The 12941-nt window shown below is 61.5% G+C and carries 11 protein-coding genes; all 11 read left to right on the top strand.

Annotated elements, in window-relative coordinates; genetic code table 11:
• Nucleotides 1-230: 230 nt before the first annotated feature.
• The 11 genes from FHT29_RS17830 to FHT29_RS17780 all read left to right on the top strand — a co-directional run bounded on the left by FHT29_RS17830 (nucleotide 231) and on the right by FHT29_RS17780 (nucleotide 12936).
• Nucleotides 231-1277 (top strand): LacI family DNA-binding transcriptional regulator, encoded by a 1047-nt coding sequence (locus FHT29_RS17830; protein ID WP_037197708.1) that lies wholly within the window; start codon nucleotides 231-233, stop codon nucleotides 1275-1277.
• A complete protein-coding gene (locus tag FHT29_RS17825; protein WP_047559166.1) occupies nucleotides 1274-2278 on the top strand; it encodes a Gfo/Idh/MocA family oxidoreductase in 1005 nt (334 codons plus the stop codon). The genes FHT29_RS17830 and FHT29_RS17825 overlap by 4 nt, the downstream gene beginning before the upstream one ends.
• Nucleotides 2279-2287: 9 nt before the next feature.
• The gene (locus FHT29_RS17820; protein WP_047559259.1) at nucleotides 2288-3901 is read left to right on the top strand and encodes an acyl CoA:acetate/3-ketoacid CoA transferase; all 1614 of its coding nucleotides are present in this window, start codon (nucleotides 2288-2290) and stop codon (nucleotides 3899-3901) included.
• Nucleotides 3894-4673, top strand: coding sequence for an enoyl-CoA hydratase/isomerase family protein (locus FHT29_RS17815; RefSeq protein WP_037197711.1), 780 nt, complete (start codon nucleotides 3894-3896; stop codon nucleotides 4671-4673). The genes FHT29_RS17820 and FHT29_RS17815 overlap by 8 nt, the downstream gene beginning before the upstream one ends.
• On the top strand, nucleotides 4673-6193 hold the full coding sequence (locus FHT29_RS17810) for an aldehyde dehydrogenase family protein (RefSeq protein WP_168599945.1): 1521 nt from the start codon (nucleotides 4673-4675) through the stop codon (nucleotides 6191-6193). The genes FHT29_RS17815 and FHT29_RS17810 overlap by 1 nt, the downstream gene beginning before the upstream one ends.
• 87 nt (nucleotides 6194-6280) lie before the next feature.
• The gene (locus FHT29_RS17805) at nucleotides 6281-7543 is read left to right on the top strand and encodes an ABC transporter substrate-binding protein (RefSeq protein WP_037197714.1); all 1263 of its coding nucleotides are present in this window, start codon (nucleotides 6281-6283) and stop codon (nucleotides 7541-7543) included.
• A gap of 77 nt (nucleotides 7544-7620) precedes the next feature.
• Entirely contained in the window at nucleotides 7621-8568 is a 948-nt protein-coding gene (locus FHT29_RS17800) for a sugar ABC transporter permease (RefSeq protein ID WP_168599944.1), read from the top strand.
• A complete protein-coding gene (locus tag FHT29_RS17795) occupies nucleotides 8565-9512 on the top strand; it encodes a carbohydrate ABC transporter permease (RefSeq protein ID WP_037197716.1) in 948 nt (315 codons plus the stop codon). Before FHT29_RS17800 ends, FHT29_RS17795 begins: the two co-directional genes overlap by 4 nt.
• Before the next feature lie 5 nt (nucleotides 9513-9517).
• Complete coding sequence (locus FHT29_RS17790; RefSeq protein WP_037197717.1) at nucleotides 9518-10633, top strand: ABC transporter ATP-binding protein; 1116 nt, start codon at nucleotides 9518-9520, stop codon at nucleotides 10631-10633.
• A 21-nt stretch (nucleotides 10634-10654) separates the two neighbouring features.
• Complete coding sequence (locus FHT29_RS17785; RefSeq protein ID WP_168599943.1) at nucleotides 10655-12160, top strand: GMC family oxidoreductase; 1506 nt, start codon at nucleotides 10655-10657, stop codon at nucleotides 12158-12160.
• The gene (locus FHT29_RS17780; RefSeq protein WP_047559174.1) at nucleotides 12157-12936 is read left to right on the top strand and encodes a 3-ketoacyl-ACP reductase; all 780 of its coding nucleotides are present in this window, start codon (nucleotides 12157-12159) and stop codon (nucleotides 12934-12936) included. Before FHT29_RS17785 ends, FHT29_RS17780 begins: the two co-directional genes overlap by 4 nt.
• Nucleotides 12937-12941 lie beyond the last annotated feature (5 nt).

The following is a 12941-nucleotide window of genomic DNA, read 5'->3' as shown; positions in this document are numbered from 1 at the left end:
TGGATCGTTCCAAATTGCAAGAGGCTATTTTGGGGATCTGCTAATTTGCCGAAAAATACTAGCGCTGGCGATTGCTGCTGCGAAGTAGACAGAAATACCTATTTGAAACAATTGGTTCCTGCGAAATGGCAGAAAAGATGTGGCGGCTATCGATCTGAATTTGGAAAAACGCTCTTGACATAATTGGAACGTTCCAATTAATTGCTTAGAGAATTAGCAGGGAGGATTATATGGCCGGGGGACGGGTTACCGTCATAGACATCGCGAAGGCTGCCGGCGTTTCAAAGTCGACCGTCTCGCTGGTGCTTCAGGGGTCCCCTCTGGTCAATGAGGGCACGCGGGTGAAGGTCAGTGCCGCGATGCGGGAGCTCGGCTATGTCTACAATCGTGGCGCCGCCACGCTCCGGCAGACGGGCGCGAAGTCGAAGATCATTGGTGTCGTCGTCAACGACCTCACCAACAGTTTCTTCGCGGAGCTGGCAGTGGGAGTCGATATGGTCGTTCAATCCGCGGGTTTCGTGCAGTTTCTGTCGAATACGAGCGAAAGCATCGATCGCCAGCGCGAGGTCATTGCGTCCATGCGCGAGCATGGCATTTCCGGCCTGATCGTTTCGCCGGCCCGTGCAACGGAGGCAGCCGATTTCAAGCCGTTGGTCGCAGCCGGCATCCCGGTCGTCGTCGCGGTGCGCAGCCTGCCCGGCGCCAAGGTTTCCTCGATCGTATCCGACAATCACGAAGGAACGGCGGCGGCAGTCCGGCATCTGGCCTCGCTTGGCCATAGGCGGATTTCCTTCCTGGGCGGCTTTCCCAATACGGCCGTTTTCGCCGAGCGCTTGACCGGTTACCGGGATGCAGTGGTGGAAGTCGGTCTCGGTTTTGACGACGAACTGATTGTCTCATCGGCCCCATCGAGGGCCGGCGGTGCGGATGCGATTGCTCGCACCATGGCGATGGGCAATCCGCCGACCGCGGCTGTCTGCTTCAATGATGCGGTCGCTTTCGGCGTCTGCGACGGGCTTCGCGCGCGTGGCATGGAGCCCGGCCGTGACTTCGCCGTCGTCGGTTTCGACGATGTGATCGAGGCGCAGACTGCAGTGCCCGCGCTGACGACGATTTCAGTCGATCCGCAGGGCATGGGCAGGCGTGCGGCTCAGCTTCTTCTCAAGCAGATCAATGCGGGAAAGGTGGAGGCGGAGAACGTGACCGCGGCCGTCCGTCTCGTCGTTCGCGAGAGCTGCGGTGCCGCGCAGAGAAAATCAAGGGAGGAGTTGGCATGACTGTTCGTTGGGGTCTTATCGGCGCAAGCACCATCGCCCGCGAATGGGTCATCGGCGCCATCCGCGCTGCTGGCGGCGAGGTGGTGTCGGTCATGAGTTCGAGCCCGGAGCGCGCACGAGCCTACGCTGCTGAAAACGGTATCGGCCGGTCGGTTTCGCAGGTCTCGGAGCTTGTGTCGGATCCGCAGATCGATGCCGTCTATATTTCGACCACCAACGAGCTGCACCGCGACCAGGCGATTGCCGCGGCTCGCGCCGGCAAGCATGTGCTTTGCGAGAAGCCGCTGGCAATGTCGCTTGACGATGCGCATGCTATGGCAAAGACGGCGAAGGATGCCGGCGTCGTTCTGGCGACCAATCATCATCTTCGCAATGCATCGACCCATATCGCCATGAGGGATGCCATCGCCTCCGGCAAGATCGGCAAGCCGCTGGCGGCTCGGGTATTCCACGCCGTCTATCTGCCGCCTCATCTTCAGGGCTGGAGGATCGAGAAGCCGGCCGCCGGCGGTGGCGTGATCCTCGATATCACGGTTCACGACGCCGATACGCTGCGCTTTGTCCTTGGGCGTAACCCGGTTGAGGTCACGGCTTTCTCACAGTCGGGCGGAATGGGCAGGGAAGGGCTGGAAGATGCCGTCATGGGCGTGATGCGCTTCGAGGACGGTGTCATCGCCCAGTTCCATGATGCCTTTACGGTGAAATATGCGGACACCGGCTTCGAGGTGCATGGAACCGAGGGATCGCTCATCGCTCGCAACGTCATGACGCAGCGGCCGATCGGCACCGTGATATTGCGGACCGCCGAGGGCGAGCAGGAACTGCCGACGACCGACAAGAACCTCTACCAGACCGCGCTTGAAGCCTTCCACGCCGCCGTGGCGGGGAAGGGGCGTCCTGCCGCTACAGCCGAGGATGGAGTCTGGTCGCTTGCAACCGGCCTCGCCGTCGTCGAGGCCGCAAGAAGCGGCGCGGCCGTCAAGATAAAAACCGGACTCTAGATTATGCATATGAGCAAACACATCACTCCGGCCGAAGCCGCCGCCCTGATCCCCGATGGAGCCATCGTCTCGGTCTCATCGTCAAGCGGTCTTGGCTGCCCCGATCTGATGCTGAAGGCGATCGGCGAGCGCTTCGATGAGACGGGGCATCCGTGCAATCTCACGACGCTGCATCCGATCGCGGCAGGCGACATGAGCGGCATTAGGGGTGTCGACCATATTGCCAAGAAAGGCCTGCTCAAGCGCATCATCGGCGGCTCCTATCCGTCCGGACCGTCCACCGCCGAACCGCCGCTCATCTGGCAGATGATCACGGATAACCAAATTCCCGCCTACAATATCCCGTCGGGCATCCTCTTCGATATGCACCGGGAGGCCGCCGCCAAGCGTCCGGGAGTCTTGACCAAGGTGGGGATCGAGACCTTCGTCGATCCCAAGCGTCAGGGCTGCGCGATGAATGCCGCCGCGAGCGAAGAGCCGGTTGTCAAGCGCGTGTCCTTCGAAGGCGATGAATGGCTGTATTTTCCCGCTATCGTTCCGCAGGTCGCGATCATTCGCGCGACGACGGCGGACGAGCGCGGCAATCTCACCTACGAGCACGAGGGCGCCTATCTGGGTGGTCTGGACCAGGCGCTTGCCGCACGCAACAATGGCGGCATCGTCATTGCCCAGGTCAAGCGGATCACCAAGGAAGGTTCGCTGAAGCCGCATGATGTTCGCGTTCCCGGAATGCTGGTCGACTATGTGATCGTCGATCCCGAGCAGAAGCAGACGACCCAGACCTTGTACGATCCGGCGATCTCAGGCGAGATTTTTCGTCCGCTCGACACGTTCCGCGTTCCTGAATTCAACATCCAGAAGGTAATCGCGCGACGCGTGGCGCAGGAACTGCAGGCCGGCAGCTGCGTCAATCTCGGCTTCGGCATATCGGCGAATGTGCCGCGCATCCTGCTGGAAGAGGGGCTGCATGGGGCGGTCACCTGGGTCATCGAGCAAGGTGCCGTCGGTGGCGTTCCGCTCCTCGATTTTGCTTTCGGCTGCGCATCCAACGCCGATGCCTATATGCCATCCCCCTATCAGTTCACCTATTTCCAGGGCGCCGGTTTCGACGCTTCGCTCCTGTCCTTCCTCGAGATCGGCCGGGACGGATCCGTCAACGTTTCGAAACTGTCCTTCCGGCCGCATGTGACGGCCGGAGCCGGCGGCTTTGTCGATATCACCGCCCGCGCCAGGAAAATCGTCTTCTCCGGCATGTTCAATGCGGGCGCCAAGATCGCGGTCGCCGACGGCAGGCTGGTCATCGAGAAGGAAGGCAAGCTCAAGAAATTGGTGAACGAAGTCGAGCATGTCACCTTCTCCGGCAAGCGGGCAGTCGAGCAGGGTCAGGACATCACCTATGTCACCGAACGCTGCGTGATGAAGCTGACGTCGGCCGGCATCGTACTGACCGAAATCGCGCCGGGCATCGATCTGCAGACACATATTCTCGAGCAATCCGAATTCCCGCTCACCGTGGCAGCGGATCTCAAGGTGATGGACGCCGGACTCTTTGCGGAAGGCAATATCGGCCTTTCCCTGCCGAAGAAAGACGCCCGCGTTCTGGAGGGGACGTTCCATGGCTAGCGGCACGGTGAAGGTCGAGATAGACGGGCACATCGCAGTCATGACGGTCTCTCGGCCGGAAAAGCTCAATGCTCTCGATCTGGATATGTTGAAGGCACTCGGCAATGCTGCCGATGAAGTCGAGGCAAACGGCGCCGTTCGGGTCGCGATCTTGACGGGCGAGGGCAAGGGCTTCTCGGCGGGCGGCGACATCAAGGCCTGGGGCGGAATGGAGCCGCAGGAGTTCGGACACGCCTGGGTTCGCTACGGTCATCGCGTTTTCGAAAGACTGGCGACCCTTCGCGTTCCTCTGATCGCGGCTCTTAATGGCCATGCCCTTGGCGGCGGCCTGGAGCTTGCCGGCGTGGCGGATATCAGGATCGCCGAGGAGCACATCAAGATCGGATTGCCCGAGACGGGCCTCGGCATGGTGCCGGGCTGGTCCGGCACGCAGCGCCTCGTCAAACGCTTCGGCGCACAAGTCGTTCGCCGTATGGCGCTCGGTGGAGAAATCTTCACGGCCGAGGAGGCGCGTAATCTGGGCGTCGTCGATGCGGTCACCCCGAGCGGCAACGCTGTCGCCGCGGCCAAGGATTATGCGCAGCGCGTGGCCGCGCGCGGACCTGCTGCATTGGAAATCGTGAAGCTGCTGGTCGCTTCGGCAAACGGCGAGGACAACGGCACCGCCGTCGAGGCGCTGGGGTCTATACTCGCCGCCAAGACAGGCGATCTGAAAGAGGGCGTCGCTTCCTTCAGCGAAAAGCGCCCGGCACAGTTCAAGGGAGAATGGTGATGACGATTCCGGTGAAGCCAAAGGCGCTGAGCTCTCATGAGGCGCGGGATTTCAAAATGCTGATCGACGGCCGGTGGCAGGCAGGCGATGCCAGGCCGATCGAGCGCATCGCCCCGAGCCACGGCGTCGTGGTCGGCCGCTTTCCCGCCGGCAGCAAGGCGGACGCCGAACGGGCGATCGCCGCCGCCCGCAAGGCGTTCGACAATGGTCCCTGGCCGCGAATGACGGCCTCCGAGCGATCGGCTGTTCTTCTGAGGGCCGCCGATCTCATCGCGGCGCGGGCAGAAGAGCTTGCCTATCTCGATGCGATAGAGGCCGGCAAGCCGATCAGCCAGGTGCGCGGTGAGATCGCCGGCTCCGTTGATATCTGGCGCTATGCGGCGGCACTCGCGCGCGATCTGCATGGCGAAAGCTACAATACGCTCGGCGAGGGAACACTCGGTGTCGTTCTGCGCGAGGCGATCGGCGTCGTCTCCATCATCACCCCCTGGAACTTCCCGTTCCTGATCGTCGGTCAGAAGCTTCCCTTCGCCCTGGCGGCCGGCTGCACGACAGTTGTCAAGCCATCCGAACTGACGTCGGGCTCGACGCTTGTCCTCGGCGAGATCCTGCAGGAGGCGGGCGTGCCGGACGGCGTGGTCAATATCGTCACCGGAACCGGCCCCGAGGTCGGCGCCGTCATGACATCCCATCCCGACGTTGACATGGTGTCCTTCACCGGTTCCACCGGCGTCGGCAAGCTCACCATGACCAATGCGGCACAGACGTTGAAGAAGGTTTCGCTCGAGCTCGGCGGCAAGAACCCGCAGATCGTCTTCCCGGACGCCGATCTGGACGCCTTCATCGATGCCGCCGTTTTCGGCGCCTATTTCAATGCCGGCGAATGCTGCAATGCCGGCTCTCGACTGATCCTGCACAAGAGCATTGCATCCGAAGTCGTCAAGCGCGTCGCCGATCTCACGCAGAATGTGAGGGTCGGCGATCCGCTGGATCCCAGCACGCAAGTGGGCGCGATCATAACGCCGCAACACTTTGACAAGATTGCCGGTTACGTCGCCAAGGCAAGGGACGGCGGTGCGGACGTGGCGCACGGCGGCGGCACTCTCGACCTTGGCATGGGGCAATTCATGGCGCCGACAATCCTGTCCGGTGTGACGCCGGATATGGCGGTTGCGCGCGAGGAAGTCTTCGGCCCTGTTTTGTCGGTATTGACCTTCGAGACGACCGCCGAGGCAATAGAAATCGCGAATTCGATCGACTACGGCCTGTCGGCCGGCGTCTGGAGCCGCGACTTCGATACTTGCCTGACAATCGGCAGAAGAGTCCGTGCAGGAACCGTCTGGATGAACACGTTCATGGATGGTACCCCTGAGCTTCCGTTCGGCGGCTACAAGCAGTCCGGGCTCGGGCGCGAGCTCGGCCGCCACGCGGTGGAGGATTATACGGAGACCAAGACACTCAACATGCACGTCGGCAGCCGCACCAGCTGGTGGATGCCGCAGAAGGAAAAGCTGGCCTAGCCAGCGGAAGACTACGCCTGAGGAGGGCGGGGAATAGATGCGAGAATGGGTCTCGCATCTAAAAATTGCAAAACTGGGAGGTTTTAAATGCGTAAGTTTTTGACGACGACTGCAATGATCGCACTTGCAGTCGCGGGTGCCGGCGCGTCCGCTCGCGCCGCTGATGTAAAAGAGGTGCAGATGCTGCACTGGTGGACATCCGGCGGCGAGGCTGCGGCGCTGAACGTGCTCAAGCAGGATCTTTCCAAGGAGGGATATGCCTGGAAGGATGTTCCGGTCGCCGGCGGCGGCGGTGACGCGGCCATGACGGCACTCAAAGCCATGGTTGCTGCCGGAAACTATCCGACGGCTTCGCAGATGCTGGGCTATACCGTGCTCGACTACGCCCAGGAAGGCGTCATGGGCGACCTGACCGCGACGGCCAAGAAGGAAGGCTGGGACAAGTCGGTTCCGAAGGCTCTGCAGAAGTTCGCCGTCTATAACGGCAAGTGGGTCGCAGCTCCGGTCAACGTTCACTCCGTCAACTGGCTCTGGATCAACAAGGCTGTCATGGACAAGATCGGCGGCAAGCAGCCGAAGACCTTTGCCGAGTTGATCGCGCTTCTGGACAAGGCAAAGGCGGCCGGCGTCGTTCCGCTCGCACTCGGCGGCCAGAACTGGCAGGAAGCGACGATGTTCGACTCGATCGTCCTTTCGACCGGCGGCCCGGAATTCTACAAGAAGGCCTTCAACGACCTCGACGAGGCCTCGCTGAAGTCCGACACGATGAAGAAGTCCTTCGACAACCTCGCCACGATCGTCAAATACGTCGACCCGAACTTTTCCGGCCGTGACTGGAACCTTGCGACCGCGATGGTCATCAAGGGTGACGCGCTCGTTCAGGTCATGGGCGATTGGGCCAAGGGCGAATTCGTCGCCGCCAAGAAAACCCCAGGGACAGACTACCTGTGCTACCGCTTCCCCGGCACCGAAGGCAGCGTGATCTACAACTCCGACATGTTCGGCATGTTCAACGTTCCTGCCGACCGCAAGGCCGCTCAGGTAGCACTTGCGACCGCAACGCTGTCGAAGAGCTTCCAGTCGGCCTTCAACGTCGTCAAGGGATCGGTTCCCGCCCGCACCGACGTTCCGGACACCGCCTTCGACGCCTGCGGCAAGAAGGGCATCGCCGACCTGAAGGCCGCCAACGAAGGCGGCACGCTGTTCGGCTCGCTCGCCCAGGGCTACGGCGCTCCGCCGGCGATCGCCAATGCCTACAAGGACGTGGTCTCAAAGTTCGTCCACGGCCAGATCAAGACGTCTGACGAGGCCGTCAAGCAGCTCGTTCAGGCGATCGACGACGCCCGCTGATCGGGTCGAGAACGGCTTCCCCGCCCTGGCGGGGAAGCCTCCGATAGCGAGCATATCATTGGGAGGAGATGGACCTCATGAGCTCAGTTGCTACCACGGAACCGGTGTCGGCGCGGCGGCCCGCGGTTTCTCTACGCGCGCGCCTGCAAGATGCCCTGCCGAAGATCGTTCTTGCGCCGAGCTTCGCGATCACGCTTGTCTTCGTCTACGGCTTCATTCTCTGGACCGTCTATCTGTCCTTCACCAACTCCAAGACCTTTCCGTCCTATGCGTTGACCGGCCCGCGCGCCTATCAGCGGCTCTGGCGCTGGACGTTCGAAAGCGATCCGCCCTCGTCCTGGTATACCTCGATCGTCAATATGGGGATCTTCGGCTTCCTCTATATCTTCATCTGCCTGGCGCTTGGCCTGCTGCTGGCGATCCTGCTCGATCAGAAGATCCGCGGCGAGGGCATGCTCAGGCCGATCTTTCTTTATCCGATGGCGCTTTCCTTCATCGTGACGGGTGTTGCCTGGAAATGGTTCCTGGACCCGGGTCTTGGCCTCGAGCAGACCTTGCATCAGTTCGGCTGGACGAGCTTCCATTTCGACTGGATCAAGAACAAGGATTTCGTCATCTACACCGTCGTCATCGCTGGTGTCTGGCAGGCGTCCGGCTTCATCATGGCGATGTTCCTCGCCGGTCTGCGCGGCATCGACAGCGAGATCATGAAGGCGGCGCAGATCGATGGCGCCTCGCCCTTCCAGCTCTACCGTCGCATCATCATTCCGCTGCTAAGGCCGGTATTCCTGTCCGCTTTCATCGTGCTCGCGCACATGGCGATCAAATCCTACGACCTTGTGGTGGCGCTGACATCGGGCGGCCCCGGTGGCTCGGCCTGGCTGCCCTCCAACTTCATGTATGAATATACCTTCAAGCGCAATGAAATGGCCGTTGGTTCGGCCAGCGCCGTGATCATGCTGATGACCATTTCGGCGATCATCGTTCCCTATCTTTACTCCGAACTGAAGGAGAAGGCGCGATGAGCTCCGTTGTTTCTCCTGCCGTCGGGCTGGCGCATGGCGGCAATCGCGGCCGATGGATCGGCCGTGTCGTGATCTATGGCCTGCTGCTGCTCTTTGCGCTCTTCTATCTCGCCCCGCTCTTCGTGATGCTGGTCACCTCGTTCAAGACCATGGACGAGATCCAGAACGGCAACATGCTGGCCTTGCCGCAGTCTCCCACCTTCGACCCATGGCTGAAGGCGTGGGGCGAAGCCTGCGTCGGCCTCACCTGCGCCGGCATCAAGGGCTATTTCTGGAATTCCATCAAGATGGTCGTGCCGGCGGTGGCGATCTCGACGATCTTCGGCGCCTTGAACGGCTACGTGCTGACCAAGTGGCGCTTTCCGGGCCATACGCTGGTGTTCGGCTTGATGCTGTTTGCCTGCTTCATCCCGTTCCAGTCGGTGCTGCTGCCGATGGCGACGATCCTCGGCGCTCTCGGGCGCTTCGGCGTGACGCTGCAGGATGCGACGGGTTTCAGCTTCGGCTTCGGCAATTCGACGGTCAACCTGGTCTTCGTTCACGTCGTCTACGGTCTCGGCTTCACCACGCTGTTCTTCCGGAACTACTATGAAGCCTTCCCGACCGAACTGGTGCGGGCAGCGCAGGTCGATGGCGCGAGCTTCTTCCAGATCTTCCGCCGCATCATGCTGCCGAATTCCCTGCCGATCATCGTCGTGACGGTCATCTACCAGTTCACCAACATCTGGAACGACTTCCTGTTCGCCTCGGCCTATGCGGGAACCGGTGATTCCATGCCGATGACGGTGGCGCTCAACAATGTCGTCAACACCTCGACCGGCGTGGTCGAATACAACGTCAACATGGCCGCCGCCATGATTGCCGCCGTCCCCACGCTCATCGTCTACATACTCGCTGGCCGCTACTTCGTGCGCGGTCTGATGGCGGGCGCTGTCAAAGGATAATCGCTATGGCTTTTCTTGAAATTTCCGGACTGAAGAAGCGCTATGGCGCACTCGATATCCTGAAAGGCATCGACCTCGAGCTTGAGAAGGGTGGCTTTCTGGTTCTCGTAGGACCGTCCGGTTGCGGCAAGTCCACGCTGCTCAATACCATCGCCGGCCTAGAGGCGATCAGCGAGGGTGACATCCGCGTCGACGGGCGTTCCATCGCCGGTCTGCATCCCTCCAAGCGCGACATCGCCATGGTGTTCCAGAGCTATGCGCTCTATCCGAACATGACGGTGGCCGGCAACATCGCCTTCGGCATGGAGATGCGCGGCGTGCCCGCCGAAGAGCGCAAGAAGGCGATCGACGAGGTCGCCAAGGTCCTGCAGATCAGTCATCTGCTCGATCGGAAGCCGAGCCAGCTCTCGGGCGGCCAGCGCCAGCGTGTCGCCATGGGCCGTGCCCTGGTGCGCGATCCCAAGCTGTTCCTCTTCGACGAGCCGCTGTCCAATCTCGATGCCAAGCTTCGCGTCGATATGCGCACGGAGATCAAGCGCCTGCACGCGCGGATGAAGACGACCATCGTTTATGTGACGCATGACCAGATCGAAGCCATGACGCTGGCGACAAAGATCGCCGTTCTCAAGGACGGCGTTCTGCAGCAGTTCGGGTCGCCGGCGGAAATCTACAACAATCCGGCCAATATGTTCGTCGCCGACTTCATGGGATCGCCCGCCATGAACCTGCTTTCCGGAACGATCGAGAAGGGAAACACCGGGCTTTCCGTCTCGCTGGCGCGCGCGGATGGCGAGCCGATCAGACTGCCGATCGCTGCGGGCCGCGAGCAGCTGGAGGCGCATGCCGGACGTGCGATCGTCTTCGGCATTCGCCCCGAGGCGCTGACCGATCCGGACGGCGCCGATCGCAATGCGAAGACGGTGGCCGAAAATGATTGCCTGATCGAGGTGGTCGAGCCGGCGGGCTCCGACACATTCGCCGTCATCAAGCTCGGCGGCAAGGAGGTCGTCGCCCGGCTGCGTGCGGATGCACGCATCCAGGCAGGCCAGCACGCACGCCTCGCCTTCAATCTCGACAAGGCTGTTTTCTTCGATCCGCAAAGCCAGATGCGGATTGCGTGAGACGGCATCAGAGATATCGACATGAGCAAAACACCTGACATCGTCATCATAGGTTCGGGCGTCGGTGGCTCGACGGTCGCGGCCGGGCTGGCGGCGACGGGAGCCGAGATCCTGATCCTCGAGGCCGGCGATCATATCGCCGATCGCCCCGAAAACCGGGACCAGAGGGCGATCTTTCAACGGGGCCATTTTCGCCCGAAGGAGACCTGGTACGAGGCCGGCGGCGCCGGCTTCAATCCGGGAAACTATTACAATGTCGGTGGCAATTCAAAGTTTTATGGGGCAGTCCTCGTCCGTTACCGCAGGGAAGACTTCGAGGAGATACAGCATCGCGAGGGCGTGTCTCCCGCCTGGCCGTTCTCCTATGACGTGCTGGAACCCTGGTACAGCCGCGCCGAGCGCATGTATCAGGTTCGGGGACGCCTCGGCGAGGATCCGACCGAACCAAATCATTCGCTCGGCTATGATTTCCCGCCGGTTCCCGACGAGGCGCCAATCGCCGACGTCAGGGCGCGGCTGAAGGAAAAGGGCCTCCATCCCTATTCTCTGCCGTTGGGCATCGATCTCGAGGCCTGGCTTGCCAAGGCCAAGACGCCCTGGGATGCCCATCCGAATTCGCGTGACGGCAAGATGGATGCTGAAACGGTGGCCCTTGCCGTTGCCCTGAAGCACGGCAATGTCCGCCTTCAGACGGGTGCGCGGGTAACAAGGCTCGAAGCTGCGGCGGACGGCAGGATCGCCAGCGTTGTCTACCAGATGAACGGTGAGGAGATCAGGCTTTCACCCAAGCTCGTCATCCTGTCCGCCGGCGCGGTGCAATCGGCGGTGCTTCTCTTGCGCTCGGCCGATGACCGGCACCCGAAAGGGTTGGCGAATTCGTCCGACCAGGTCGGGCGGAACTTCATGAACCACAATTCCTCGGCGGTGATCGGCGTGTCGCCGACCTATCGCAACACCTCCGTCTATCAGAAGACCTTCGGCTTCAATGATTTTTATCTCTCCGACGGAAATGGCGGCCCGCCCCTCGGCAATGTTCAGCTGTTGGGCAGGATTTCCGCCAAGGTACTCAAGGGTTCGCTGCCGAAGGTGCCGGAGTGGGTGCTCGGACAGATGACGAACAGGGCGATCGATTTCTATGCGATGAGCGAGGATATGCCGAACCCGGAAAGCCGTGTCATGATCGATGGCGATCGCATCGTCCTGCAATGGCAGCGCACCAACTGGGACGCCCATCTCGCACTGGTCGCCAAGCTCAAGGACATACTGAAATCCATCGGTTTTCCGCTCGTGCTCTCGCGTCCCTTCGACAAGCGTACGCCGTCCCATCAATGTGGCACGGTCCGGATCGGCAATGATCCGGCGAGCGCACCGCTCGACATCTATTGCCGTGCCTATGACCATCCGAACCTCTTTGTGGTCGACGCGAGCTTCCTGCCGACCTCGGCAGCCGTGAACCCAGCGCTCACGGTTGCCAGCCAGGCTCTGCGCGTCGCCGATCACATCGCATCCAAGGACCTGAACGCATGACAGACAAGGTTGAACGGCCGGTCGCGGTCATCACCGGAGGACGGAGGGGCATTGGCCTCGGCATAGCGTCCGCGCTCGCAAAGGCCGGTTACAGCATCGTCATTACCGGCATCGGACCCGAGGAGACCGCCGAGGAGGTGATCACCGGGCTCAAGGCTCTTGGCGGTGATGCATTCTACATTCAGTCCGATCTGTCCGATGTCGGAAAGCATGACGCAACCGTCCACGCCATTCTGGGGCGCTTTGGCCGCATCGATTGCCTCGTCAACAATGCCGGCATGGCCGCGGTCGTGCGCGGCGATTTTCTCGAGCTGCTGCCCGAGAATTTCGATGCGATCCTGGCGACCAATCTCAAGGGCACCGTTTTCTTCACCCAGGCTGTGGTCAAGGCGATGCTGGTGTCCGGCAGTCGCTCGCACCCGCGCTCGATCATTAACATCACGTCCGTATCGGCGGAGGCGAGCTCACCCGAACGACTGGATTACTGCATCAGCAAGGCCGGGCTTGCCGCCTTTTCGCAAGGGCTCGCCTTGCGTTTTGCCGAATCCGGCATCGCTGTCTTCGAAGTCCGCCCCGGCATCATCCGCACGGATATGACCGCAGGCGTCAGCTCCAAATACGACACGCTGATCGAGGGCGGGCTGGTGCCGATGAAACGGTGGGGCGAAGCAGAGGACATCGGCAGGATCTGCGCCGCGCTCGCCTCCGGCGACTTCGCTTTTGCCACCGGCACGGTGATCGATGCGGATGGCGGTCTGTCCATTCCCCGTTTGTAGACAGG

The organism is Rhizobium sp. SG741 (assembly GCF_012275435.1).
GTDB classification, from domain to species: domain Bacteria; phylum Pseudomonadota; class Alphaproteobacteria; order Rhizobiales; family Rhizobiaceae; genus Rhizobium; species Rhizobium lusitanum.
Note: the sequence above shows the minus strand (reverse complement) of the source record. Positions and strands in the feature narration are given on the sequence as shown.

What these genes read in the sequence shown, in the direction of transcription:
- FHT29_RS17830 (WP_037197708.1), top strand. Translation starts at nt 231, where the DNA reads ATGGCCGGGGGACGGGTTACCGTCATAGACATCGCGAAGGCTGCCGGC.
- FHT29_RS17825 (WP_047559166.1), top strand. Translation starts at nt 1,274, where the DNA reads ATGACTGTTCGTTGGGGTCTTATCGGCGCAAGCACCATCGCCCGCGAA.
- FHT29_RS17820 (WP_047559259.1), top strand. Translation starts at nt 2,288, where the DNA reads ATGAGCAAACACATCACTCCGGCCGAAGCCGCCGCCCTGATCCCCGAT.
- FHT29_RS17815 (WP_037197711.1), top strand. Translation starts at nt 3,894, where the DNA reads ATGGCTAGCGGCACGGTGAAGGTCGAGATAGACGGGCACATCGCAGTC.
- FHT29_RS17810 (WP_168599945.1), top strand. Translation starts at nt 4,673, where the DNA reads ATGACGATTCCGGTGAAGCCAAAGGCGCTGAGCTCTCATGAGGCGCGG.
- FHT29_RS17805 (WP_037197714.1), top strand. Translation starts at nt 6,281, where the DNA reads ATGCGTAAGTTTTTGACGACGACTGCAATGATCGCACTTGCAGTCGCG.
- FHT29_RS17800 (WP_168599944.1), top strand. Translation starts at nt 7,621, where the DNA reads ATGAGCTCAGTTGCTACCACGGAACCGGTGTCGGCGCGGCGGCCCGCG.
- FHT29_RS17795 (WP_037197716.1), top strand. Translation starts at nt 8,565, where the DNA reads ATGAGCTCCGTTGTTTCTCCTGCCGTCGGGCTGGCGCATGGCGGCAAT.
- FHT29_RS17790 (WP_037197717.1), top strand. Translation starts at nt 9,518, where the DNA reads ATGGCTTTTCTTGAAATTTCCGGACTGAAGAAGCGCTATGGCGCACTC.
- FHT29_RS17785 (WP_168599943.1), top strand. Translation starts at nt 10,655, where the DNA reads ATGAGCAAAACACCTGACATCGTCATCATAGGTTCGGGCGTCGGTGGC.
- FHT29_RS17780 (WP_047559174.1), top strand. Translation starts at nt 12,157, where the DNA reads ATGACAGACAAGGTTGAACGGCCGGTCGCGGTCATCACCGGAGGACGG.